Here is a 22,811-nt window from a genome sequence, read left to right as displayed (position 1 = left end):
CAATGAACATCATTAACTGCCCGGAGGGGGACGTTATGCATACCCATCAAAACCATAATCATCAGGAACATAACCCTGCAGAAGGTACCTGCGGCTGCAATCACAGCCACGGTAAAACCCAACACGGTTGCAGCAGCGAGCAAAAAAACCTGGCCGTTGAAACCGATCACGCTCACCCGCACGATCATGGCGCCAGCTGTTGCAGCACGGACGATCATGAGGATCAGGATGAGGAAAGCGACAGGCTGGCTGCCGCCCCTCCTTCCGGTAGCCGGCGTTACAGTTGGAAAGTCACCGGCATGGACTGCCCAAGCTGCGCCAAAAAAATAGAGAACGCCGTGACGGGCATTCCCGGTGTAGAAAACGCTCGCGTACTGTTCGCCACTGAAAAACTGGTGGTCGACGCCCAATCCGATCTCAGTCTGCGCATCCAGGATGCGGTGCAACAGGCCGGCTTTACCCTGCTCGGCATCCAGGCAACCAAAGCCGAGTCGCCCAAGGCATCACACCTGAAGGAGTTTGGCCCGCTGCTGCTGCTCACCGCACTGATGGTGGTCAGTTGGGCACTCGATAAGGTCAACCCTGAGCTGGGGCGCATTGCGTTTATCGCCACCACGCTGGTCGGTCTGGCGCCGGTCGCGACCAAGGCGCTACGGCTGATCCGCTCCGGTACGCCGTTTGCCATTGAAACGCTGATGAGCGTGGCGGCAATAGGCGCGCTGTTTATCGGCGCCACCGCCGAGGCGGCTATGGTGTTGCTGCTGTTTATGGTTGGCGAACTCTTGGAATCCTACGCCGCCAACCGCGCTCGCCGTGGCGTGAAGGCGCTGATGGAACTGGTGCCGGAAGATGCTTTGCTGGTCCGGGGCTCGGAGCGCAAACGCGTACCGGTCTCCGATCTGCGCCCCGGCGATGTGATTGAAATTGCCCCCGGCGGCCGCCTGCCGGCCGATGCCGAACTGCTCAATCCGTTCGCCAGTTTTGACGAAAGCGCCCTGACCGGCGAATCGGTGCCGGTCGAACGCCTGCAGGGCCAGAAAGTGGCGGCGGGCAGCCTGTCGGTCGATCAGGCCGCGCAAATGAAGGTGATTTCCGAACCGGGCAAAAACGCCATCGACCGCATTCTGCAACTGATTGAAGAGGCCGAAGAGCGCCGCGCACCTATCGAACGTTTTCTTGACCGGTTCAGCAGTTACTACACGCCAGCGATTATGCTGCTGGCCGTTGCGGTGATCCTGGTGCCGCCGCTGCTGCTGTCACAGCCCTGGGATATCTGGATTTACCGCGGCCTGACCCTGCTGCTGATCGGTTGTCCTTGTGCGCTGGTCATATCTACTCCGGCAGCGATTACTTCCGGGCTGGCGGCGGCCACTCGACGCGGCGCCCTGATTAAAGGCGGTGCAGCGCTGGAACAGCTGGGCCAGGTACAAACCATCGCTTTCGATAAGACCGGCACGTTGACGGAAGGTAAACCCAGGATCACGGATGTGCTGCCGAGCAACGGCTTCAGCGAGCGGCAGTTGCTGACCCTGGCGGCGGCGGTAGAAACCGGCTCCCACCATCCACTGGCGCAGGCAATTATCAAACGGGCCGAGCAGTATGGCACCCCTCTGCCACCGGCTCAGAGCCGTCGCGCTCTGGCAGGGGTCGGGGTGGAGGGCAAGGTTGACGGCAAAACCTTGTTGATCAGCGCACCTGCCAAACTGGCGGCAGGCCAGCTCGACGCACAGTTGCAAAACCAGGTGGAAAAGCTGGAAAACGCAGGGAAAACGGTGGTGGTGGTGTTGGAAGACGGCGTGGCGATCGGCCTGCTGGCGCTGCGTGATACGCTGCGCAGCGACGCCAAACAGGCCATTGCCGAACTGAATGCCCTGGGGATCCACGGGGTGATGCTGACCGGGGATAACCCGCGGGCGGCGGCGGCGATTGCCGCTGAACTGGGGATCGATTACCGTGCCGGGCTGCTGCCGGAGGATAAAGTGAAGGCGGTGATCGGACTGAGTGAACTGCGCCCGACGGCGATGATCGGTGACGGCATCAACGATGCGCCGGCGATGAAAGCCTCAAGCATCGGTATCGCCATGGGCAGCGGCACCGACGTGGCGCTGGAAACCGCGGACGCGGCGCTGACCCATAACCGGCTGGTCGGTGTGGCGGAGATGATCCGCATCTCGCGCGCCACGCACGCCAATATTCGGCAAAACATCACCATTGCGCTGGGGCTGAAAGGGGTATTCCTGATCACCACCCTGCTGGGGATGACCGGGTTGTGGCTGGCAGTGCTGGCGGACTCGGGCGCTACCGCGCTGGTCACCGCAAACGCCCTGCGCTTGTTGAAGAAACGCAACTAGACAACGGCATACCTCAGGGGCGAATCAAGTCGCCCCTGAGGTGCAACTCACCTCGCTCAGACGCCCTTGCGTAACAGGTAGCGGTACGGTGCCTTGTCGGTTTCCTGCGCCACCAACGTGTGCTCCATAAAGCGGCAGAAGCCCGGAATATCGCGGGTGGTGGCCGGATCATCGGCAATAATCAGCAGGGTTTGACCGTCATCCATATGGCGTACGGTCTTGCGCACCATCATCACCGGTTCCGGACAGCGCAGCCCCAGCGCATCAAGCGTCTGGTCTGCCTGGGCAAATAAGTCAGTCATGCAATTTTTCTCGATCAAAAGCGATCGGCGAACACCCGCCGCATCTCATTGGCGCCTAGTTTACGCCGGTAGTTTTTCTGCGCAAGATGCGTTAACGTTTGCGTTAAATTTAACCATTGCATTGGTTGCGCAAACGCGTATCATGCCGCCGCGCAGCGCATTTTGCTGTTGCGACAAGAAACTCTGGGTTCCCTCACCCCACGACTAAAAAGGCTACAACATGTATTCGTTTACCGCTCAGCAGCGCCTCACCGCGTTGGTCTGGCTATCGCTGTTCCATATTGTCATCATTACCTCCAGTAACTACCTGGTGCAGTTGCCGATTACCGTTTTCGGCTTCCATACCACCTGGGGAGCCTTTACCTTTCCGTTCATCTTCCTGGCAACCGATCTGACGGTGCGTATTTTCGGCGCCCCGCTGGCGCGGCGTATCATTCTTTCGGTAATGGTCCCGGCGCTGTTCATCTCGTACGTGATTTCTACCGTAACCTATCAGGGCGAATGGCAGGGCTTTGCCGCGTTGGGCAGCTTTAACCTGTTTGTGGCGCGTATCGCCATCGCCAGCTTTATGGCTTACGTGCTCGGTCAGATCCTCGACGTACACGTTTTCAACCGCCTGCGCCAACGCAGTGCCTGGTGGGTTGCTCCTGCCGCGGCAATGTTCCTCGGCAATATCAGCGATACTCTGTCGTTCTTCTTTATTGCGTTCTATAAGAGCAGCGATGCCTTTATGGCCAATAACTGGGTAGAGATCGCCCTGGTGGATTACAGCTTCAAGGTTTTGATCTGCCTGCTGTTCTTCCTGCCGATGTATGGCGTACTGCTGAATATGCTGCTTAAGCGCATTGCCGTCCGCCGCAATGACGGCGGCCTGCAAGCGAACTGACCCGTGTTATCATTGGCGGCCTGCATCCTACGGAGGCCGCCAATGACAGTCATGACCCGCCACGCCACCCTCAAAGAAATCCACGCCCTGTACCGGCAAATCCCCGAATTCGGTGGCCTGCATAGCCTGGCCGATTTACAGCGACGCATCGGGCCGTCCGCCTGTCACCTGCTGCTCGCAGAAATTGACGGCCAACCCGCCGGTTTCAAACTGGGCTATCAGACGCAAGAGAAGGTATTTTACAGCTGGCTGGGCGGCGTGCTGCCGGCGTTTCGCCGCCACGGCGTGGCGCAGGCCTTATTGGCTGAACAGGAGCGCTGGGCACAGGCTCAGGGCTATCGCCAGGTGAGGGTGAAAACACGCAATCAGTTCCAGGCGATGCTGATGATGCTCATCGGCAATCACTATCAGATTGTTCAGCTGGAAAAGAAAGGCGAAGTGGCTGATTATCGGCTATTACTTGAAAAAACCTTGTGACAACATCTGCCTTGCATTTCAACGTGGAATAGGTTGCGATACGGCAGTAAAAACCTACCTGAAAGGAAGAAGGAAGCCCAATGCGTAAAGTAGCAAAATTGATGGGTATCAGCCTGTTAGTGCTTGGCCTGGCGGCCTGTGACGGCGACACCAAAGACACCAAGGCGCCGGCGGACGGTACTGCGGCCAGCGCACCGGCTGGGCAACAGGTGAGTTTACTGGACGGTAAACTGGCGTTCACCCTGCCGGTCGGCATGGCGGACCAGAGCGGTAAGCTGGGCAACCAGGCGAACAACATGCACGTTTACGCCGACAGCACCGGCCAGCGCGCAGTGATCGTGATCCTCGGCGACAAGACCGCCGACAACCTGGAAACGCTGGCCAAGCGTCTGGAAGACACCCAGCGCTCGCGTGACGCCAATCTGCAGGTGATTACCAACAAAGCCATCGAGGTTAACGGCGTCCCTCTGCGCCAATTGGACAGCATCATCACCAGCGGCGGCGAGAAAGCCTACTCTTCGATCCTGATCGGCACACTGGATAACAATATGCTGACCATTCAGGTAACGCTGCCGGCGGATAACCAGCAGCAGGCGCAAAGTGAAGCCGAAGGCATCATCAACACCTTGAAACTGAAGCCGTAATCCCAAGGGGCCGGCACGCCGGCCCCCGTTTCGCCACCTCATTACCGATTACGCCAATGCCTGCGCCAGCAGGGTGATCGGATGTTCGCAACGCTTGCTGGTCGACATCTCGATTTGCCACTTGCAGGTTTCGCAGTCGGTCACCACCAGATCCACACCGCTTTCCTCTATCTGGCGAAACAACGACGCGCCGATCCCCTGCGAAGTCGCATAGTTCTCCGATTTAAACCCGTAGGTGCCGGCAATGCCGCAACACTGCGAATCCAGCACGACCAGCTCCAGCCCCGGAATTTGCCGCAACAGCTCCAGCGTATAGGCGGTCCAGCCCATTTTCTCCATATGACAGGGCGTATGATACGCCACCCGCAACGGCGTGCGTTTCAGCGGCAACGTGCGGCCCTGGTTGAGCAAGCGATACAAATAACGCGTCGCCAACTCTACCCGCTCGCGCACCGCCGAGGTATCCACCTCCAGCAGGTGCGGATATTCATCGCGCAGGGTAAAGGTACAGCTCGACGAGGTGGCCACCACAGAAATACCGCGCTCCAGTACCGACTCATGCAAGGATTCGGCATTCACTTCGGCCTGCTTTTTGGCCTGGGCGATAAAGCCGTTGGCGATCAAAGGCACGCCGCAACATTTCTCGCGCTTCAGCAGTTGCACGCCGATATCCATCGCGTTAAAGACCTTGATCAGATCCTTGCCCAACTGCGGATGGTTGTAATTGACGAAGCAGCCGTGAAAAAACGCCACCTGTTCGGTATAGCGCTGCTGGGCCTGCGCCTGCCGGCGATACCAGCGGCGGAAGGTGCCGAACGAATATTTTGGCAACGCGCGGCGATGGTCAATTTTCAGCGCTTTGTCCAGCAGCGCACGCACAGGTTTCAGACCGGTGGCGGCGTTGACTATGGGCGCAAAGGGTGTCGACAGCGACCCCATGAGGTCGGTATGGCTGAGGATGGCGTCGCGCAGCGTCGGTTTGTTCTGGGCGTAATCGGCGCGGGCGCGCTGAATGATATCGCCGATTTTGACGTCGGACGGGCAGGCGACCTCACAGCGCTTGCAGTTGGTGCAATACTTCAGCGCTTCATCGTACAGAGCCGGATCTTTCAACCGCAGGCGTTCGCCGTCTGGCCCCGCCTGTTTTGGCCCCGGATAGAGCGGGTTGGCTTTGGCGACCGGGCAATAGGTGGTGCAGACGGTGCATTTGATGCAGTTTTCAAAGCTGTTGTCTTTCTGCAGACTCATGGTCGCTCCTCCTCTGCGGCAATCTGTTGCGCGACATGCAGCGCCCCGATCAGCGAAACGCCGGCACCGCAGCCTTGCCGTAGCGGATCGTACCCGCCGGTGACCGCCCCGATGGCATACAGGTTGGTCAGCGCCTCCCCGTGCCTTAACGCACGCAGCCGGCCATCGGTGCGTACGCCGAACTGCAAATAAGGTTGCGGAGCAAACAGATCGCTGCGGCTCCAGTCGGCGCGCTCCGTACGGCTTGCTACGTCCAGCCCAAACACCGGCTCACGCACGCCGTCAAAATCCGCCACCAGCCCATTACTGAAAAAGCTGCCGCTGGCCAGCACCACATGCTGCGCCTGCAACGGAATATCGCCGTGGTTGCGAGTGTAGAGGCCGGTAACACGCCCGGCGTCGATATCCGCTCGCTGCACGCTGTCACCCGGCATAAAAACACCGCCCAACTGTTGCAAGCGCCGGTGCAATGCCTGGTGCAAGCGCATGCCCAGCACCGAAGGCGGTAGCGTCGGCAACAGACGTACCGGCTTGCCTACCGCCGCCTGCAGTGCCACCAGCGGGGCATCTTCCTCCAGCCCCAGACAGGCCGGCAGGAAAATCGCCCCGGCATCGCCGGCCAGCCGGCGCAGCTCGTCCGCCATCGGTTTCAGGTTTTCCGGCAAATCCAGCACTCTGGCGATATTCACCGCCCGGAACTCGCTGGGGTTGTTGCGCAACCGATCCAGTGCAGGCAAATGCAACCAGCCGACCCCGGTGCGCACGCCCAGCGTCTGCATGAGTGAATCGGCAGCCAACTGCGGCTGAAAATCCAAAAAACCCTCAATGCCAATCACCGCAACGCTTTCCCACGGCAGTTCACCGACCAGCGGCGTCACCGGAATAGCCTGTGGGCTGAGCCAGGTGGCCCGGCGCGTACCGAGCGGCGTAACGCGCAGATGATTCCTTTCATTGCTGCCTTGCAGGTTCAAGCCGCAGCGCTGCAACAGTTGGGCTGCCTCATCAGACAACTGCGCCACCCGGCCTGCGCCAATCAGGGAATAAGGATGCTGCGGCGCCTGTCGCGTCAGTTCAGGCAACGTAATCAGCGGTGCGCCAACCGGCGTGCCGTCGGGCAGTTGCGCCAGCAAATCGAGCGATCCGGAGGAGAAATACAATGCACTCTGCCCGGCGCTGACCACGGCGCAGCGCTTGCCCTGTTCCGCCAGCCCGATGGCGCAGGCCATGCCCGCCAGTCCGCCGCCAATCACCACCACGTCAAATCGCATCATCCGCCCCCTGTTTCTCCCGGGCATCCAGCCCGCACAATCCCTGATAGACCCAGTTGGTGAACTCGCTTTCGCGCAGTGCGTCACCCCAGGCGATCGGGCGTATCCCCTTCCAGCGCTCATTGAGAAAATGCGACAACTGCTCGATCGACTGCTGCGGGGTGACGACGTTAAAGCGCGTCAATAGCCCGGCCGCACGGCAGGCGCACAGCTCGCCCTGGCAGGTGCCCATGCCAACACGGGTGCGGCGGCGCAGATCCACCAGATTATTGACGGTGAGGAAGTTCACCGCATAGCGCACCTCGCCGGCGGTGACCGCCTCGCATTCGCAGACCAGGCTGTTGTCCAGCCGATCGCCGGCCGGCACCTGGCTGGCGCGATCGCCGTGGCGGTACACCGCCGAGCCGCGAATACTGGCCGGCAACGCCACCAGGCTGCGCACCCTTTCCTCCGTCGTCTGCCGGGAGCCGGGCAACGGTGCGAGCGCGGTGGTGCATGGGCTATCCAGCCCAAGCTTTTCACACACTTTATCGGTCGCCCACTGCGCCATCAGGCGGTAGGTCATCAACTTGCCGCCGGTGATGGTGATAAATCCCTCCAGCCCATCGCGGCTGGCGTGATCGAGCAGCACGATGCCACGGCTGACGTTGCGGCCGCTGGGGTCGTCGTCACTGGCCACCAGCGGCCGCACCCCGGCATAGGCACGCAAAATGCGGGTTTGCGCCAGTTCCGGCGCCAGCAGCGCACCTTCGCGGATCAGAATGTCCACTTCCTGCGGCGTCACCACCATATTGTCTATCTGGTCATAGTCGATGTGGGTGGAGGTGGTGCCAATCAGCGAGATGGTGTCCCCCGGCACCAGAATGTCGGCGTCTGCCGGTTTGCGGCAACGGTTGATCACCATGTTGTTGATGCGATGGCCGAGGATCAGCAATGCGCCCTTGGCCGGGAACATGCGGATACGCAGATCGGCGTATTCCGCAATCTGTTGGCCCCAGATGCCGGCGGCGTTGACCACCACCTCGGCGTGGATATCGTAGCGGCGCGCAGTTTGATGGTCGAAAACGCGCACGCCGGTCACGCGGTCACCCACTCGCAACAAACCGACCACCTGATGATAAGTCAGGATCTGTGCGCCATGCTCGCGGGCATCGAGCATATTGGCGGCGGTCAGGCGGAATGGGTCGACGGTGCCATCCGGTACCCGCACGGCGCCGATCAGCGCCGGGTTCGCCGCCGGCTCCAGGCGCAACGCCAGTTGCGGCTCAATGGCTTCGGCGTTGATGCCGGCACGGTGGCACGAGGCGATAAACTGTTGCTGGTAGGCCAACGAATCCTGCGGCAGGGTAATGAACAACCCATCGGTGCGCTCGATGCAGTGAGGCGCGATGCGTTTGAGGATACGGTTCTCTTCTATGCACTCACGCGCCGATTCGCCGTCGGTTACCGCATAGCGCGCTCCGCTGTGCAACAAACCGTGGTTACGGCCTGTGGCGCCGGTGGCGATATCATGGCGCTCCAGCAGTATGCAACGCAGGCCACGGCGCGCGCAGTCGCGGGCAATTCCCGCCCCGGTTGCACCGCCGCCAATGATTATCACATCCGTTTCGCTGTCCGGTGAATGGCTGCTCATTACGCTCCCTCAGGATCCGTGGTTTTTACCCTATTGGGCCACAGTTACTGGGGACTTTGTTTGATAAGGAACAATAACGAACTCAAAACGAAAACAAAATGTCCACAAAAAGCCATGAATGTGATCAGAATCACGATTTTTGGTCGTTTTTCTATTTCATATCGTTAACTAATCGCTCAAAATCCGCCTGAGTTTCATAAAAGTGTAACATTTGCGCCATTCATCACAGTGACACCAGGCTGTTTTGACTAGGATGACGCTCGTTATGGAACAAAAAAACACCACATTCGATATCCGCTCAATCATCAAATGAACGTAAAAAGTCATATTGATGTGATAACTAAAAGCCATCGGAGGCGCTCATGTTGAGTATTTTTAAGCCGGCAGCACACATTTCCCGTGTGCCGGTCGACAAAGTCGACCCGCTGTACCGTAAATTGCGCTGGCAAATATTTATGGGGATTTTCTTCGGTTACGCCGCCTACTATTTGGTGCGTAAGAACTTCACCCTGGCCATGCCTTATTTGATCGACCAGGGTTTCAGCCGCGGCGACCTCGGTTTCGCGCTGTCGGGTATTTCCATCGCCTACGGTTTTTCCAAATTCATCATGGGGTCGGTTTCTGACCGCTCCAACCCACGCGTGTTCCTGCCCGCCGGCTTGATTCTGGCTGCCGCAGTGATGTTGTTCATGGGCTTCGTGCCTTGGGCGACATCGAGCATCGCGGTCATGTTCGTGTTGCTGTTCCTGTGCGGTTGGTTCCAGGGCATGGGCTGGCCGCCTTGCGGCCGTACCATGGTGCACTGGTGGTCGCAGAAGGAGCGTGGCGGTATCGTTTCGGTCTGGAACTGCGCCCATAACGTGGGTGGCGGCCTGCCGCCGCTGCTGTTTCTGCTGGGCATGGCCTGGTTCAACGACTGGCACGCGGCGCTGTATATGCCGGCCTTCGGCGCCATTCTGGTGGCCCTGATCGCCTTTGCGCTGATGCGCGATACCCCGCAATCCTGTGGCCTGCCGCCGATCGAAGAATACAAAAACGATTACCCGGACGACTACAGCGAGAAAGCGGAAGAAGAACTGACCGCCAAGCAGATCTTCATGCAGTACATTCTACCGAACAAACTGCTGTGGTACATCGCCGTGGCCAACGTGTTCGTTTACCTGCTGCGTTACGGCATTCTGGACTGGTCACCGACTTACCTGAAAGAAGTGAAACACTTCGCGCTGGATAAATCCTCCTGGGCCTACTTCCTGTACGAATATGCCGGTATCCCGGGCACCCTGCTGTGCGGCTGGATGTCGGACAAAGTGTTCAAAGGCAATCGCGGCGCCACCGGCGTGTTCTTTATGACGCTGGTGACTATCGCTACCGTCGTTTATTGGCTTAACCCGGTCGGTAATCCTGGCATCGATATGGCCTGCATGATCACCATCGGCTTCCTGATTTACGGCCCGGTGATGTTGATCGGCCTGCACGCGCTGGAACTGGCACCGAAGAAAGCGGCCGGTACCGCAGCGGGCTTCACCGGTCTGTTCGGCTACCTGGGCGGTTCCGTTGCGGCCAGCGCCATCGTCGGTTACACCGTGGACTACTTCGGTTGGGACGGCGGCTTTATGGTGATGATTGGCGGCAGTATCGGCGCGGTAGTGCTGCTGTTGCTGACCATGCTGAGCGAGAAAAAGCACCACGCAGAAATCGCAGCCAACAAACGCGGTTAAGCGTCATACACATTTCGCATTATTTGAAGGCCGCGCTGCGGCCTTTTTACTACTTTATTGCCCTGCACCTACAACATGGAGAATTACGGAATGCGGACTCAAGTCAAAGCCCTGCTGACAGGGATCATCCTGGCCACCTCAATGGTCAGCGCCGTACAGGCTGCGGACAAGGTGGTGATCGCCCACCGTGGCGCCAGTGGCTATCTGCCGGAACACACGCTGCCGGCGAAGGCTATGGCCTACGCGCAGGGTGCGGACTTCCTCGAGCAGGATCTGGTGATGACCAAAGACAACGAGCTGGTGGTACTGCATGACCATTACCTCGATCGCGTGACCGACGTAGCCGAGCGCTTCCCGAGCCGGGCACGCCAAGACGGCCGTTATTACGCCATCGACTTTACCCTGGCGGAAATCAAGTCGCTGAAGTTCACGGAAGGCTTTGAGATCGAAAACGGCAAAAAGGTGCAGGGCTACCCTGGCCGCTTCCCGATGGGCAAATCGGACTTCCGCGTCCATACCTTCCAGGAAGAGATCGAGTTTGTTCAGGGGCTGAACCATTCAACCGGCAAAAACATCGGTATTTACCCGGAAATCAAGGCGCCGTGGTTCCACAAGCAGGAAGGCAAGGATATCTCCAGCAAAGTGCTGGCGGTGTTGAAACAGTATGGTTACACCGGCAAGGGCGACAACGTTTATCTGCAATGCTTCGACGCCAACGAACTGAAGCGGATTAAAACCGAGCTGGAACCGAAGATGGGCATGGATCTGAAGCTGATCCAACTGATCGCCTATAACAAGTGGCAGGAAACCTATGAGCAGAAAGCCGACGGCAAATGGGTGGAATACGACTATGACTGGATGTTCAAACCGGGCGCGATGAAGCAGATTGCCCAGTACGCCGACGGTATCGGGCCGGACTACCACATGCTGGTGGAAGCGGAGAAGTCCAAACCGGGCCACGTGGTGCTGACCGATATGGTGAAAGAAGCCCATGCCAACAAGCTGGCGGTGCATCCGTTCACCATCCGCGCCGATGCGCTGCCAAACTACGTGACCGACGTGAATCAGCTGTATGACGTGATTTACAATCAGGCAGGCGTTGACGGCGTGTTCACCGACTTCCCTGACAAGGGCGTGCAGTTCCTGCAAAAGCAGGGCCAGCACAAGTAACCCGGATAAGGGCGCCGCAAGGCGCCCTTGTTGCCTCAGGCCAGGAACATCTTGCGCAGGTAATGCGGCACCGCGTCGTCAACGTTGGAGCCAATCACTTCCAGCTCCGGCAACTTGTCTTTCAGGCGCTGGTGCGCATCGCGCATAATGCAGCCCTTGCCGGCCATCGCCAGCATTTCCAGATCATTCATGCCGTCACCGAAGGCGATGCACTCTTTCAGCGAATAGCCGATGATTTTGGCCACTTCTTCCAGTGCATGACCTTTGGATACGCCGCCCGCCATCACTTCCAGACAGGTCGGGAACGAGAAACTGACGTTAACCCGATCGCCCCAGCGCGCATTGATGGCATCTTCCAGCGGCAGCAGCTTTTCATGGTCGTCACAGGTGAAGTACACCTTGCACACGCCGTCGGTTTCCAGCAGGCCCGGCTCATACAGCTGATACTGGAAGACCGATTCCTGGAAGAACTCTTTCTGCTCCGGGCTTTCCCGGTTGATAAACCAGTCGTCGTTGCGATAGACATTGGTGGTGATGTCCGCATCGTCATGCAGCATGCCGTAGAGATCGCGGGCAATGTCTTCCGCCAGGTTGTGGCTGAAAATCAGCTCGCCGGCGGTGTTATGCACACGCGCACCGTTGGAGGTGATCATAAAGGCGCTGATATCGAGGTTATCGCGGATCTGCGAAACGTCGATATGATGCCGGCCAGTGGCAAACACAAAGTGCACGTCACGCTGGGTCAGCAGCTTCAACGTCTCTTTGGCATAAGGCGACAGGGTGTGGTCAGGTGATAGCAGCGTGCCATCTAAATCGGAAGCGACGACGTGATACATAAGGATATGTTCTAACCTCTGATGGAGTGGTCGGCGGCAGGGGCGCCACCTAAATGTCGAGCAAAGAAACGCAGGATTGCGTTCAATGCTTCGGCGCGCATCGCGTCCCGCTCGAACAGGATCTCATGGCGTGCGCCTTTGATAACCCGCGGTTTCCCCCCTTCACAAGGGTGCCCCGCGTCTGACAGTGCCTGACAAAAAGCCTGCTGGGAACGGTTGTCGACTACCCGTTCCTCACCGGCCTGCAATAATAACAGCGGTGTGGTGATTTTAGCCGCCTGCGCGACAATCTGCCGCCCGGCCTGAATGCTTTCTCTTACCCAGTGGTAGGTAGGGCCCCCCACCTGTAACTCGGGGTAATCGGCATAATAACGCAAACAGCGACGATAGCGTTCACGGCTGTGGGTCAATACGTTGACCACATAGGGCAGCGGCCGCCACTGCCCGGTGCCTATCGCATAGTAATCGCGCACCCTCGGGTGTTTCTCCACCCAATTAAGGATACGGTCCGCCATCCAGCCCGGCATCGGCAGATGAATGCCGAACATCGGCGCGCAAAACGCAGCGGCATCAAACGCCTGCGGCTGACGCGCCAAAAACTGCGCCAGTATCGCGCCGCCCATCGAATGCGACAGCGCAAAGTGGTGTCGGTAGCCGCGCGGCGCCACTTGCTGCTGATAAAACTGGGCGAAATCGTCAATATAATCGGCAAAGTTTATCACATGACCGCGATGCGTATCAGCCAACAAGCGGCCAGAACGGCCTTGCCCGCGATGGTCGAGAATCATCACATCAAAACCGCAATGGAACAGATCGTAGGCAACTTCCGGATATTTAACGTAACTTTCGATACGGCCGGGGCTGATCACCACCACCCGCTGATGGCGCGATGAGCTAAAGCGCACGAAGCGGATCGGCACGCCGCCCACGCCACTGAACTCGCCCTCTTCCCGCCGCCGCCAAAAGTCCAGCAGCGGGCCGGTAGCGAAAGCAGCGAACTGCGTTTCACGCATTAACCAGTCATCGGTGCTGTGGGTGAACGACGTCATTGAGAGCTTTTCCCTGAGCCGCCAGCGGCAAAAATGTGGCCTCTGGCACAAGAAATAATACTAGCGTATTGTGATTGAATTCTTACAAGAACCGGGCCCATTTTGGCACAAATTGGTACTTTCAGGGAGCCTTACGATGACCTTGGACTGGTGGTTAACCTATCTGCTGACAACCCTTATCCTCAGCCTGTCACCCGGCTCAGGCGCAATCAACACCATGAGCACAGGTATCAGCCACGGGTATCGCGGCGCGGTGGCATCCATCGCCGGGCTACAGGTCGGGTTGAGTCTGCATATTGTGCTGGTAGGGATCGGCCTCGGTGCGCTGGTCTCACAGTCGCTGATGGCGTTTGAATTGCTGAAATGGCTCGGCGCCGCCTATCTGGTGTGGCTCGGTATCCAACAGTGGCGCGCCGCCGGTTCGTTGGACCTGCATACGCTGGCGGGTACCATGCCGCGCCGCCGTTTGTTCCGCCGTGCCGTCCTGGTGAATCTGACCAACCCGAAGAGCATCGTGTTTCTGGCCGCGCTGTTCCCGCAGTTTATTTTACCTAACCAGCCGCAGGCCGAGCAGTATCTGGTACTCGGCGTGACCACCGTGGCGGTGGATATTGTGGTGATGATTGGCTACGCCACGCTGGCGACCCGCATTGCCGGCTGGCTGAAGACGCCGCGCCAAATGCAGTTGCTGAACCGCATCTTCGGTTCGCTGTTTATTCTGGTGGCCGGGTTATTGGCTACGGCCAGAAAGGCCTGAGAATGCAATTTTAGGCGTTATTGTCGCAGGCAGGTTGGACTCGACCAGCGCACAGGACCCGGAGCGTACATAAAGTACGTGAGGAGTCCGAGCACTGCCCGGGTTCAACCTGGCAAGTAAAATAGCCTAACGGGTAAAGATCAGGTGCAGGCCGAAACCGGTGAACAGCACGCCCGCCAGCCCGTCGATCCATTTCGCCAAACGCTGATAGCCGCGGCGCATGGCCGGCAGCGCAAACACTACCGCCACCAGGCTGAACCAGACAAAGGTCTCGGCGATAATCAGCAGGAACAAGCCCCAGCGCGCGCCGGCACCCACATCGTCACCGACAAACAGCGAGAACACGCTGCCGAAATAGATAACCGCTTTCGGGTTTGAAAGGTTGGTCAGGAAACCGCGAATAAAGCTGCGACCGGCCTTTGGCAACGCCACTGTCACTTCTTCCGCCGGCACCGATTGGGCGCTTTGGGAGCGTGCGGAACGCAGCAACTGCCAGCCCATCCAGCATAAGTAAATCCCACCGCCGACCATGATGATCTGGTGCAGCCAGGCCATTTTCTGCAAGATCAGATGCAGGCCCATCAGTGCAACCCCCGCCCACACCACGATACCCAGTGAAATGCCCACTACGCCCATCATCGCCTCGCGGCGCGAACGGCTGGCGGCGGTTTGCGAAACAAAAAAGAAGTCCGGCCCCGGGCTCATCAGCGCGATCAAGTGCACCAGCGCCACGGTCAGAAACAGCATCAGCATGATTTATTGCCCTTATTCTTCGTCATTGTCGAGGTGATCGCGGATCATCGCCATAAACGGGGCGCCGAAACGCTCCAGTTTGCGCTGGCCAACGCCGTTAACGCTAAGCAGGTCGCCGGCCTTGATCGGCATCTGCTCCGCCATTTCCAACAGCGTGGCATCGTTAAACACCACGTAAGGGGGAATATTTTCTTCGTCGGCAATCGACTTACGCAGCTTGCGCAGTTTGGCAAACAGCTTGCGATCGTAATTGCCGCCGTAGGATTTCTGATTGGTGCTGCCCCGCGACTTCAGGCTCTGGATACGCGGCACCGCCAATTGCAGCGCAAGCTCACCACGCAGCACCGGGCGCGCAGCCTCGGTCAATTGCAACGCCGAATGCATGGCGATGTTCTGGGTAATAAACCCCAGGTGGATCAACTGACGCAGTACGCTGGTCCAGTGTTCGGTCGTTTGCTCGCGGCCGATGCCGTACACCGGCAACTTGTCGTGCCCGTATTCGCGGATGCGCTGGTTATTGGAACCGCGCAGCACTTCGACAATATAACCCAGGCCGAACCGCTGGCCGACGCGATACACGCAAGACAGCGCCTTGCGTGCGTCTTCCAGCCCGTCATAGCGTTTGGGAGGATCGAGGCAGATATCGCAGTTACCGCAATTTTGCTGCTTGCCCTCGCCAAAGTAATTGAGCAACACCAAACGACGGCAGGTTTGCGCTTCGGCGAAAGCCCCCATGGCGTTCAGCTTGTGGCGCTCGATATCCAACTGTTGTCCGGCCGGTTTCTCTTCCAGACAGCGGCGCAGCCAGGCCATGTCGGCCGGGTCATACAACAGGATCGCTTCGGCCGGCAGGCCATCACGCCCGGCACGGCCGGTTTCCTGATAGTAGGACTCGATATTGCGCGGAATATCAAAGTGCACAACGAAACGCACGTTGGGTTTGTTGATGCCCATGCCAAAGGCGACGGTGGCTACCACCACCTGCAAATCGTCACGCTGGAACGCTTCCTGCACCTGCGCGCGGCGATCGTTGTCCAGCCCGGCATGATAGGCGCCCACGCTCAGCCCGCGGCTCTGCAAACGCGCGGTGGTGTCTTCCACCTTGGCGCGGCTGTTGCAGTAAATGATACCGCTCTTGCCGCGCTGGTCCTGCACGAAGCGCCACAGTTGATCGAGCGGCTTGAACTTCTCCACCAGCGTATAGCGAATGTTTGGGCGGTCGAAGCTGCTGACCTGCACCAGCGGATCGTGCAGCGCCAACAGGCGCACGATGTCGCCACGGGTAGACTCATCGGCGGTAGCGGTCAGGGCAATCACCGGCATCGTCGGGAAGCGCTGCTTCAACTGACCCAATGCGCGGTACTCAGGACGGAAATCATGGCCCCACTGCGAAATGCAGTGCGCCTCGTCCACCGCCAATAGCGCCGGCGGACAGTGGTCGAGCAAATCGAGGAAGCTGTCCATCATCAGCCGTTCAGGAGCGATGTACAGCATTTTGATCTGGCCGCTGCGGCAACCCGCCATGACCTCCAGCTGCTGCTCGCGCGTCTGCGTCGAGTTATAGCAGGCGGCGGAAACGCCATAAGCCAGCAGTTGATCGACCTGATCTTTCATCAGCGAGATCAGCGGTGAAACCACTAACGTCAGGCCATCCATCACCAGCGCCGGGATTTGATAGCACAAGGATTTACCGCCGCCGGTCGGCATGACCACCAGACAATCCAGCCCGCCGATCGCCGCGTTGATAATCGTTTGTTGACCCGGTCGGAATTGCTGGTAGCCAAAGGTATCGCGCAATACCTGCTCTGCCAGCAACTCTTTGTTTATCACTGCTGCGGTTGACACACACATCCCCACTTTTTGCTGCATAGCGCCGCCATCATGACGGCCGTATTACATAATATCGTTAAGCATGACACCAACGCCAACCCGTGTCTGCCGGAAGTTGTAATCAATCAGCGATTCGCCGTAGCCGCTGAACACCTGAGTGTAGAAACGCACGTGTTTGGAGATTGGGTAACTCCAGCCCAACTCCGCTCCGCCGTAGCCGCTGTTCCAGTTGTAATGGCTGTCGACGCTGAACACGCTGTCGCCCCAGGCGTAACCGACTTTCAGACGGTAATACCCCATATATTTGGTGATATCCGGGTTGTCGTCGCTGCTGTCGCTTTCCGAGAAGCGGAACCAGGGCTTCAGATCCACCTGCCAATTACCGTTCTGCGCCATAAAACGCGCATAGCCGCGGTTCCAACTGCGGGAGGTGGGATCAGAACGCCCGTTGGACTGATGGTTGAGACCCACTTCAACGTCGCGCAACGTCCAGCCGGCAAAACGGTAATCCGTCGCCCAGCCGAGGAATACCTGAGGTTCGTAGTTGGTTTCGCGAAACGGTGACGATTCCCCGTGGTTGGAAAGCTGCCACCAGGAACGCTGAGTATAAGAGGCACCCAGCACCGAGTTGTCGCCCAGAATGCCACGCCACAGCGGGAAGGCCAGGCTGAGCTGGTATTTCACTTCATCCTTGCGCGCCTTCTCGGCCCAGTTATAGGTCTTGATGGCCTCTTTGTTGATATTGCTGGTATCGGTGTACAACACATAGTTGGTGTCGTACGGATATAGCGTGAAGGGGTTGTCGTGATCCTGCAGCATGTTGGCGATAATGCTGCCGCGCACTGCGGGTTTATCATGAATTTGCTGCTCTTTGGCTTCTTCCGCCTGCACCAGCAATGGCGCCGCCAACATGGCCAAAACGATCCCTGACAAAATGCGCATAACGTTCCTCACTCCAACAAAAATGACAAACTCTGAAATCAAAACAGGCCATTTTACACACAAAGACGGTTTTGCAGCAGTGCGGTGCGCATTTATTGGATTAGTCTGGTAAGCAACAAAATATAGGCATAAAATCAACAAAGGATTAACCTGGACTGACCAGTTAATAACCTCCTCACTCTATTGAATAAAGAACGGGTATTTATGTCCACTACACCACTGACACTCGATGCTGCACGCCAGAAAATCGGCGAAATCTTTGTTTATCACATGCCGTTTAACCGCGAGCTGGGACTTGAGTTGCGCCGTTTTGAAGATGACTACGTTGAACTGAGCTTCACCAATCAGCCCAAACTGGTGGGCAACGCCGCCCAGAAGATCCTGCATGGCGGCGTGATCGCTTCAGTGCTGGACGTTGCCGCCGGGTTGGCCTGCGCCGGTAGCGTGCTGATGCGTATGGATCCGCTGATCGAAGAGGAAGTGGCCTCGCGCCTGTCGCGCATGGGAACCATAGATCTGCGCGTTGACTACCTGCGCCCCGGCCGCGGCGAGCATTTCGTCGCCTCCGCCAGCGTCTTGCGCAGCGGCAATAAAGTGGCGGTCGCCCGCGTCGAGCTGCATAACCACGATGGCCTGCATATCGCCAGCGCCACCGCCACCTACCTGGTCGGGTGATTGTGCACGGTGAGCGTCTTAAGTACACTCACCGCATCTCCGTTTTACCCATCCGAGTACCGTCATGGACGCACAGCAAACGCGGCAGGGCATCTTCTTTGCTCTGGCCGCCTATTTTATTTGGGGCATCGCCCCGGCCTATTTCAAACTGATTCAACAGGTCCCCGCCGATGAGATCCTCACTCATCGGGTCATTTGGTCCTTCTTCTTTATGCTGGCGCTGATCACGCTGGGCCGCAACTGGCCGCAGGTTCGTGCCGCCTGCAGCAACCGCAAACGGCTGCTGCTGTTGGCGGTAACCGCAGTGTTGATCGGCGGCAACTGGCTGCTGTTTATCTGGGCGGTAAATAACCACCATATGCTGGAAGCCAGTCTGGGCTATTTCATTAACCCGCTGGTTAACGTGCTGTTGGGAATGCTGTTCCTGGGCGAGCGTTTTCGCCGCATGCAGTGGTTGGCGGTCGTGTTGGCGTTTGCCGGCGTATTGATTCAGCTATGGCAATTCGGGTCACTGCCGATTATCGGCCTGGGGCTGGCGTTCAGCTTTGCCTTCTACGGCCTGCTGCGCAAGAAGATCGCCATCGACGCGCAGACCGGCATGCTGATTGAAACCCTGTGGTTACTGCCGGTAGCGGCGGCATACCTGTTTCTGTTCGCCGAAAGCCCGACCAGCCATCTGAGCGCCAACCCGTGGTCGCTGAACCTGATGCTGGTCGCGGCCGGCATCGTCACCACCATACCGCTGCTGTTCTTTACCGCCGCGGCGACCCGCCTGCGCCTGTCGACACTCGGCTTTTTCCAGTACCTCGGCCCGACGCTGATGTTCCTGCTGGCCGTCACTTTCTATGGGGAGACCATCGGCCAGGACAAACTGGTGACCTTCGGCTTTATCTGGGCGGCGCTGCTGCTGTTTATCCTCGACGCACTCTACACCCAGCGCAAATTACGTTGACGCAGGCGAGGCTCGATTGGAAATGAAGCGGGCCATCGCCGGGCCGGTCAGCAGGATGGTGAACAGCCGCAACGTTTGCATCGCCATCACGAAGGACATATCCACCCGGCTGCCCGCCGCAATGATCGCCACGGTGTCCAGCCCGCCCGGGCTGGTCGCCAGATAGGCGGTCATCAGATCCACCGGCAGGAAGCGGGTCAGCATCCACGCCAGCAGCCCGCAAAACAGCATCAGCGCCACTATCGACGCCACCATCTGCGGCAAAGTACGCAACGCCAGCAAAAATATCGGCCGGGTGAAACGTAGCCCGACGCTCCAGCCAATCAGGGTATAAGCCAGCGCCAGCAGCCATTCGGGTACCTGCAACGCCATCGCGCCGCTGGAGTGAAGCGTTGCGCCGATAATCATCGGTAAAAGCAGCGCGCCGGAAGGAATGCGCAGCCGGGGGCCGAGCCAGGCACCGACAACGGCGATACCCAGCGTTGCGAGAAAACGCCAATCCAGCGGCGGAAACCATTCCAGTGCGGCGCTGCCGTGGCCCGCCTCATCACCCAATCCAATCCGCGCCACCATGGCCGCCGCAGTGGCGACAAACAGCACCCGCAGATACTGCATGAACGCCACTAACCGGACATCTGCACCGAAATCCCCCGCCATCGCCACCATCGCCGAAGCGCCGCCGGGCGATGAACCCCAGGCACCGGTCGGCCCCGGCAGCCCGCTGAAACGCACCAGACACCAGCCGGAAACGCCGCTGGCCGCCAGCGTGGCAAAGAGTACCAACAGCACCAGTGGCCAGTCGTCGAGTAACGGCGTGAGGATAGCGGGAGAGAGACTTTGCGCGATCATGCAGCCGAGCACCGCCTGCGCGACGATAAACAGACGAGTGGGAATACGCACTGTAGCGCCCGACAGCCCCATCGCCACGCCGACGATCATCGGCCCCAGCAACAGCGCAGCGGGAATATGAAATGTTTGCAGGCCAAACCCCAGCGCCAGCGAAGCCAGCAGCAGGAACAGCCATTGAGACCAGCGGGGCAACTTCTCCATCAAAACTCACGCCTTACGGGCAGATGAGACGAGGCGTCATTGTACCCCTATTTAGCAAGCTAAGGGATCATGAACCCTGATTCTTTAAACGTAGCGCGCACAGTCAAATTGAGTGCGGACAGCGCGCAGGCCCCGGAGCATACACGCAGTATGTGAGGAGGGCGAGCACTGCCCAAGCTCAAGTTGGCAAAGCGCGTTTCGTTTAAAGCCAGTTCTTGCGCTTGAAATACAGGTAAGGGGCCAGCCCCGCGAGGATCATCAGGCTGATGGCCCCCGGATAACCGAACGACCATTTCAGTTCCGGCATAAACTCAAAGTTCATCCCGTAGCTGGAAGCCACCAGCGTGGGCGGCAGGAACACCACCGACACCACCGAGAAAATCTTGATGATGCGGTTCTGTTCGATATTGATAAAACCCATCGCCGCCTGCATCAGGAAGTTCACCTTCTGGAACAGCGACTCGTTATGCGGCAACAGGGATTCGATGTCGCGCAGCACTTCACGCGCCTGTTCCAACTGGCCGGTCGGCAGGCGCGCCTTGCGCACCAGGAAGTTAAGCGCGCGTTGGGTATCCATCAGACACAGGCGCACTTTCCAGCCGATATCTTCCAGTTCCGCCAAGGTTGACAGCGCTTCGTCGTATTCGTCGCCCTGATGGCCTTCCATGATCACCCGGCTGAGCTTTTCCAGATCGCTATAGATATTTTCGATCTCGTCCGCCAACTGCTCAATCTTGGTCTCGAACAGATCCAGCAACAGCTCATAGGCATTGCCGTCAACCATCGTCAGATTGCGGGCGCGCATGCGGTACAAGCGAAACGCCGGCAGTTCGCGCTCACGCAGGGTATATAACCGGCCGTCGCGAATGGTGAAGGCCACGGTCGAGTTGCCGGCGTGATCTTCCGCATCTTCAAAATAGAAGAAGGAGTGAATATGCAAGCCATCTTCATCTTCGAAGAAACGCGCGGAGGCTTCGATGTCGTCCAGCTCCGGGCGCGTCGCCAGGCTCTGGCCCAGCTCATTTTGCACACGCTCACGCTCGCCCTCTTCCGGTTCAACCAGATCAACCCACAGTGACGAGGTGAGATCATCCGAGTCATCCAACTCCAGACGGGACAGGCGACTATTATCTAATTTAAACGCGCTTAGCATGTGCCAAAACTCCCTATTGGTGACGGGTGCAGACAACGCGTGGAAGCACAGAAACAGAGGGGTGTTGCATCACCAGCTTGTTTCAGACCATGAAGGATCTGACTCGTAGCGACGCTTTGCGAGGTCGCCGACAACCACGAAGGCCATCAGCTCAATGGGATAGCCTTAGAAGTTGTACCTGGTGTTGTCCAGGTCAGTGAGCCAGTATCTACTGGGTGTGTCCAAGGCGTATGTCCTCATTGATAATCGTGCGCGCATGTTACGCCGAGAAGAAAAAGCCTGTCAACACGTTAGACAGGATAATTGCGCAACAATTCAGCATGCTGTCGCGGGTTTAAAAAACGCGCTTAACCCGAGGTAAACCGTGCAGAAAAAGTCTGCGGCGATCTCTGACCGCCTCCGGGAAAGTTGCTAAGATTAGGCCACTATAAGCCTGCGGATTTAGCCGATGAAACAGATTACCGCCCACGACCTGACCGCGATGAGCGAACAGGCCGCCAAAGTGGCGCGCCTGCGCGCGCACCGTACATTACACGAAGAGTTAAGCGATCCGGTACAGCGCCTGGCGATTGCCATGGAGCCGGGCACCTATATCCGTCCGCACCGCCATCCGCAAACCTGGGAGCTGCTGATGCCGCTGCGTGGCCGCTTCGTGGTGCTGCAATTTGACCAGGATGGCGTCGTCACCCAGCGCACGCTACTCGGCGAAGAGACCAAAGTGCTGGAGATGCCGGCGTTTACCTGGCATGCGGTGTTGTCGGTCGATGCGGGCGGCGTGGTGTTTGAAGTGAAACAGGGGCCGTATCAACCGCTGGCGGAAGAAGATTGCATGTCATGGGCGCCGGCGGAAGGCGGTGAGGGTACCGAAGCGGTGATGCGCTGGTACGCCACCGCGCAGATTGGTGACCATTTCGCTCACTGAGGTGGTTCCTCAAACAGCACCCGATATACTCTAAATAATTCGAGTTGCATGAAGGCGGCAAGGCCGTGAGTCCCCAGGCGCTTATCAGGTAAGTGGCTGGGGTGAGCGACAAATCAGCCGGGAGCAGATTTGAACGCTGCTTGCAGCGGCCCCGTCAGGGGTGAGGCCCAGGGATGGGCCGAATAACGCAGCCAA

The 22,811-nt window shown here is 58.5% G+C and carries 21 protein-coding genes; 10 read left to right on the top strand and 11 right to left on the bottom strand.

The annotated features are described in order from the left end of the window. Nucleotides 1–35: 35 nt before the first annotated feature. On the top strand, nucleotides 36–2,351 hold the full coding sequence (locus V2S86_RS22350) for a zinc/cadmium/mercury/lead-transporting ATPase (protein WP_330764183.1): 2,316 nt from the start codon (nucleotides 36–38) through the stop codon (nucleotides 2,349–2,351). Between the two features lie 56 nt (nucleotides 2,352–2,407). Here the strand turns inward: V2S86_RS22350 and tusA are convergent, their stop codons facing one another. Further along, nucleotides 2,408–2,653 (bottom strand): sulfurtransferase TusA, encoded by a 246-nt coding sequence (tusA, locus tag V2S86_RS22345; RefSeq protein WP_004950955.1) that lies wholly within the window; start codon nucleotides 2,651–2,653, stop codon nucleotides 2,408–2,410. A gap of 220 nt (nucleotides 2,654–2,873) precedes the next feature. On the opposite strand from tusA, the gene V2S86_RS22340 reads away from it, so the two are divergent. The 3 genes from V2S86_RS22340 (at nucleotide 2,874) to V2S86_RS22330 (ending at nucleotide 4,660) form a co-directional block, all read left to right on the top strand. Further along, complete coding sequence (locus V2S86_RS22340) at nucleotides 2,874–3,539, top strand: 7-cyano-7-deazaguanine/7-aminomethyl-7-deazaguanine transporter (protein WP_004950952.1); 666 nt, start codon at nucleotides 2,874–2,876, stop codon at nucleotides 3,537–3,539. A 42-nt stretch (nucleotides 3,540–3,581) separates the two neighbouring features. Further along, nucleotides 3,582–4,016: a GNAT family N-acetyltransferase gene (locus tag V2S86_RS22335; protein WP_330764182.1), complete on the top strand. Its 435-nt coding sequence runs from the start codon at nucleotides 3,582–3,584 to the stop codon at nucleotides 4,014–4,016. A gap of 80 nt (nucleotides 4,017–4,096) precedes the next feature. After that, entirely contained in the window at nucleotides 4,097–4,660 is a 564-nt protein-coding gene (locus V2S86_RS22330) for a DcrB family lipoprotein (RefSeq protein WP_330764181.1), read from the top strand. Nucleotides 4,661–4,708: 48 nt separating this feature from the next. Here V2S86_RS22330 and glpC read toward each other — a convergent pair whose 3' ends face one another. From glpC to glpA, 3 genes are read right to left on the bottom strand one after another with little or no spacing between them, the layout of a single operon-like run. Further along, complete coding sequence (gene glpC / locus V2S86_RS22325) at nucleotides 4,709–5,908, bottom strand: anaerobic glycerol-3-phosphate dehydrogenase subunit GlpC (protein WP_330764180.1); 1,200 nt, start codon at nucleotides 5,906–5,908, stop codon at nucleotides 4,709–4,711. Beyond that, nucleotides 5,905–7,176, bottom strand: coding sequence for a glycerol-3-phosphate dehydrogenase subunit GlpB (gene glpB, locus V2S86_RS22320; protein ID WP_330764233.1), 1,272 nt, complete (start codon nucleotides 7,174–7,176; stop codon nucleotides 5,905–5,907). Before glpB ends, glpC begins: the two co-directional genes overlap by 4 nt. Then, the gene (gene glpA, locus V2S86_RS22315) at nucleotides 7,166–8,809 is read right to left on the bottom strand and encodes an anaerobic glycerol-3-phosphate dehydrogenase subunit A (protein WP_330764179.1); all 1,644 of its coding nucleotides are present in this window, start codon (nucleotides 8,807–8,809) and stop codon (nucleotides 7,166–7,168) included. Before glpA ends, glpB begins: the two co-directional genes overlap by 11 nt. A 362-nt stretch (nucleotides 8,810–9,171) precedes the next feature. On the opposite strand from glpA, the gene glpT reads away from it, so the two are divergent. After that, complete coding sequence (gene glpT, locus V2S86_RS22310) at nucleotides 9,172–10,527, top strand: glycerol-3-phosphate transporter (protein WP_004950940.1); 1,356 nt, start codon at nucleotides 9,172–9,174, stop codon at nucleotides 10,525–10,527. A gap of 90 nt (nucleotides 10,528–10,617) precedes the next feature. Then, nucleotides 10,618–11,697 (top strand): glycerophosphodiester phosphodiesterase, encoded by a 1,080-nt coding sequence (gene glpQ / locus V2S86_RS22305; protein ID WP_330764178.1) that lies wholly within the window; start codon nucleotides 10,618–10,620, stop codon nucleotides 11,695–11,697. A gap of 35 nt (nucleotides 11,698–11,732) precedes the next feature. Here the strand turns inward: glpQ and yigL are convergent, their stop codons facing one another. Then, nucleotides 11,733–12,533, bottom strand: a complete 801-nt coding sequence (gene yigL / locus V2S86_RS22300) for a sugar/pyridoxal phosphate phosphatase YigL (RefSeq protein WP_330764177.1) — start codon at nucleotides 12,531–12,533, stop codon at nucleotides 11,733–11,735. An 11-nt stretch (nucleotides 12,534–12,544) separates the two neighbouring features. Further along, a complete protein-coding gene (gene pldB / locus V2S86_RS22295) occupies nucleotides 12,545–13,582 on the bottom strand; it encodes a lysophospholipase L2 (protein WP_330764176.1) in 1,038 nt (345 codons plus the stop codon). Between the two features lie 136 nt (nucleotides 13,583–13,718). Here pldB and rhtB point away from each other — a divergent pair, with 136 nt between their 5' ends. Then, complete coding sequence (gene rhtB / locus V2S86_RS22290; RefSeq protein ID WP_330764175.1) at nucleotides 13,719–14,339, top strand: homoserine/homoserine lactone efflux protein; 621 nt, start codon at nucleotides 13,719–13,721, stop codon at nucleotides 14,337–14,339. 126 nt (nucleotides 14,340–14,465) lie between these two features. On the opposite strand, the gene rhtC is transcribed toward rhtB, so the two are convergent. From rhtC to pldA, 3 genes are read right to left on the bottom strand one after another with little or no spacing between them, the layout of a single operon-like run. Beyond that, complete coding sequence (gene rhtC, locus V2S86_RS22285) at nucleotides 14,466–15,092, bottom strand: threonine export protein RhtC (RefSeq protein ID WP_330764174.1); 627 nt, start codon at nucleotides 15,090–15,092, stop codon at nucleotides 14,466–14,468. Nucleotides 15,093–15,104: 12 nt separating this feature from the next. After that, the gene (gene recQ, locus V2S86_RS22280) at nucleotides 15,105–16,937 is read right to left on the bottom strand and encodes an ATP-dependent DNA helicase RecQ (protein WP_330764173.1); all 1,833 of its coding nucleotides are present in this window, start codon (nucleotides 16,935–16,937) and stop codon (nucleotides 15,105–15,107) included. 48 nt (nucleotides 16,938–16,985) lie between these two features. Next, entirely contained in the window at nucleotides 16,986–17,864 is an 879-nt protein-coding gene (pldA, locus tag V2S86_RS22275) for a phospholipase A (protein ID WP_004950930.1), read from the bottom strand. A gap of 204 nt (nucleotides 17,865–18,068) precedes the next feature. Here pldA and V2S86_RS22270 point away from each other — a divergent pair, with 204 nt between their 5' ends. Further along, nucleotides 18,069–18,539 (top strand): thioesterase family protein, encoded by a 471-nt coding sequence (locus V2S86_RS22270; protein WP_330764172.1) that lies wholly within the window; start codon nucleotides 18,069–18,071, stop codon nucleotides 18,537–18,539. 64 nt (nucleotides 18,540–18,603) lie between these two features. Then, nucleotides 18,604–19,491, top strand: coding sequence for an EamA family transporter RarD (gene rarD / locus V2S86_RS22265; protein WP_330764171.1), 888 nt, complete (start codon nucleotides 18,604–18,606; stop codon nucleotides 19,489–19,491). Here rarD and V2S86_RS22260 read toward each other — a convergent pair. After that, the gene (locus V2S86_RS22260; RefSeq protein WP_330764170.1) at nucleotides 19,483–20,541 is read right to left on the bottom strand and encodes an AbrB family transcriptional regulator; all 1,059 of its coding nucleotides are present in this window, start codon (nucleotides 20,539–20,541) and stop codon (nucleotides 19,483–19,485) included. The two genes, rarD and V2S86_RS22260, sit on opposite strands and share 9 nt — an antisense overlap. A 202-nt stretch (nucleotides 20,542–20,743) precedes the next feature. Continuing rightward, nucleotides 20,744–21,694, bottom strand: a complete 951-nt coding sequence (corA, locus tag V2S86_RS22255; protein ID WP_004950926.1) for a magnesium/cobalt transporter CorA — start codon at nucleotides 21,692–21,694, stop codon at nucleotides 20,744–20,746. 448 nt (nucleotides 21,695–22,142) lie between these two features. Between corA and V2S86_RS22250 the strand changes: the two genes are divergently transcribed. Further along, a complete protein-coding gene (locus tag V2S86_RS22250; protein WP_330764169.1) occupies nucleotides 22,143–22,616 on the top strand; it encodes a WbuC family cupin fold metalloprotein in 474 nt (157 codons plus the stop codon). The last annotated feature ends 195 nt before the right edge of the window (nucleotides 22,617–22,811 follow it).

Source organism: Serratia sp. C2(1), assembly GCF_036352655.1.
Lineage (GTDB): Bacteria > Pseudomonadota > Gammaproteobacteria > Enterobacterales > Enterobacteriaceae > Serratia > Serratia inhibens.
Note: the sequence above shows the minus strand (reverse complement) of the source record. Positions and strands in the feature narration are given on the sequence as shown.

Excerpts from the sequence above, each read along its gene's own strand:
- glpT (WP_004950940.1), top strand. The coding sequence starts at position 9,172 with ATGTTGAGTATTTTTAAGCCGGCAGCACACATTTCCCGTGTGCCGGTC.
- glpC (WP_330764180.1), bottom strand. The coding sequence starts at position 5,908 with ATGAGTCTGCAGAAAGACAACAGCTTTGAAAACTGCATCAAATGCACC.
- V2S86_RS22330 (WP_330764181.1), top strand. The coding sequence starts at position 4,097 with ATGCGTAAAGTAGCAAAATTGATGGGTATCAGCCTGTTAGTGCTTGGC.
- glpA (WP_330764179.1), bottom strand. The coding sequence starts at position 8,809 with ATGAGCAGCCATTCACCGGACAGCGAAACGGATGTGATAATCATTGGC.
- rhtB (WP_330764175.1), top strand. The coding sequence starts at position 13,719 with ATGACCTTGGACTGGTGGTTAACCTATCTGCTGACAACCCTTATCCTC.
- V2S86_RS22350 (WP_330764183.1), top strand. The coding sequence starts at position 36 with ATGCATACCCATCAAAACCATAATCATCAGGAACATAACCCTGCAGAA.
- V2S86_RS22335 (WP_330764182.1), top strand. The coding sequence starts at position 3,582 with ATGACAGTCATGACCCGCCACGCCACCCTCAAAGAAATCCACGCCCTG.
- tusA (WP_004950955.1), bottom strand. The coding sequence starts at position 2,653 with ATGACTGACTTATTTGCCCAGGCAGACCAGACGCTTGATGCGCTGGGG.
- yigL (WP_330764177.1), bottom strand. The coding sequence starts at position 12,533 with ATGTATCACGTCGTCGCTTCCGATTTAGATGGCACGCTGCTATCACCT.
- V2S86_RS22340 (WP_004950952.1), top strand. The coding sequence starts at position 2,874 with ATGTATTCGTTTACCGCTCAGCAGCGCCTCACCGCGTTGGTCTGGCTA.
- pldB (WP_330764176.1), bottom strand. The coding sequence starts at position 13,582 with ATGACGTCGTTCACCCACAGCACCGATGACTGGTTAATGCGTGAAACG.
- V2S86_RS22270 (WP_330764172.1), top strand. The coding sequence starts at position 18,069 with ATGTCCACTACACCACTGACACTCGATGCTGCACGCCAGAAAATCGGC.
- corA (WP_004950926.1), bottom strand. The coding sequence starts at position 21,694 with ATGCTAAGCGCGTTTAAATTAGATAATAGTCGCCTGTCCCGTCTGGAG.
- pldA (WP_004950930.1), bottom strand. The coding sequence starts at position 17,864 with ATGCGCATTTTGTCAGGGATCGTTTTGGCCATGTTGGCGGCGCCATTG.
- V2S86_RS22250 (WP_330764169.1), top strand. The coding sequence starts at position 22,143 with ATGAAACAGATTACCGCCCACGACCTGACCGCGATGAGCGAACAGGCC.
- glpB (WP_330764233.1), bottom strand. The coding sequence starts at position 7,176 with ATGCGATTTGACGTGGTGGTGATTGGCGGCGGACTGGCGGGCATGGCC.
- rarD (WP_330764171.1), top strand. The coding sequence starts at position 18,604 with ATGGACGCACAGCAAACGCGGCAGGGCATCTTCTTTGCTCTGGCCGCC.
- V2S86_RS22260 (WP_330764170.1), bottom strand. The coding sequence starts at position 20,541 with ATGGAGAAGTTGCCCCGCTGGTCTCAATGGCTGTTCCTGCTGCTGGCT.
- rhtC (WP_330764174.1), bottom strand. The coding sequence starts at position 15,092 with ATGCTGATGCTGTTTCTGACCGTGGCGCTGGTGCACTTGATCGCGCTG.
- glpQ (WP_330764178.1), top strand. The coding sequence starts at position 10,618 with ATGCGGACTCAAGTCAAAGCCCTGCTGACAGGGATCATCCTGGCCACC.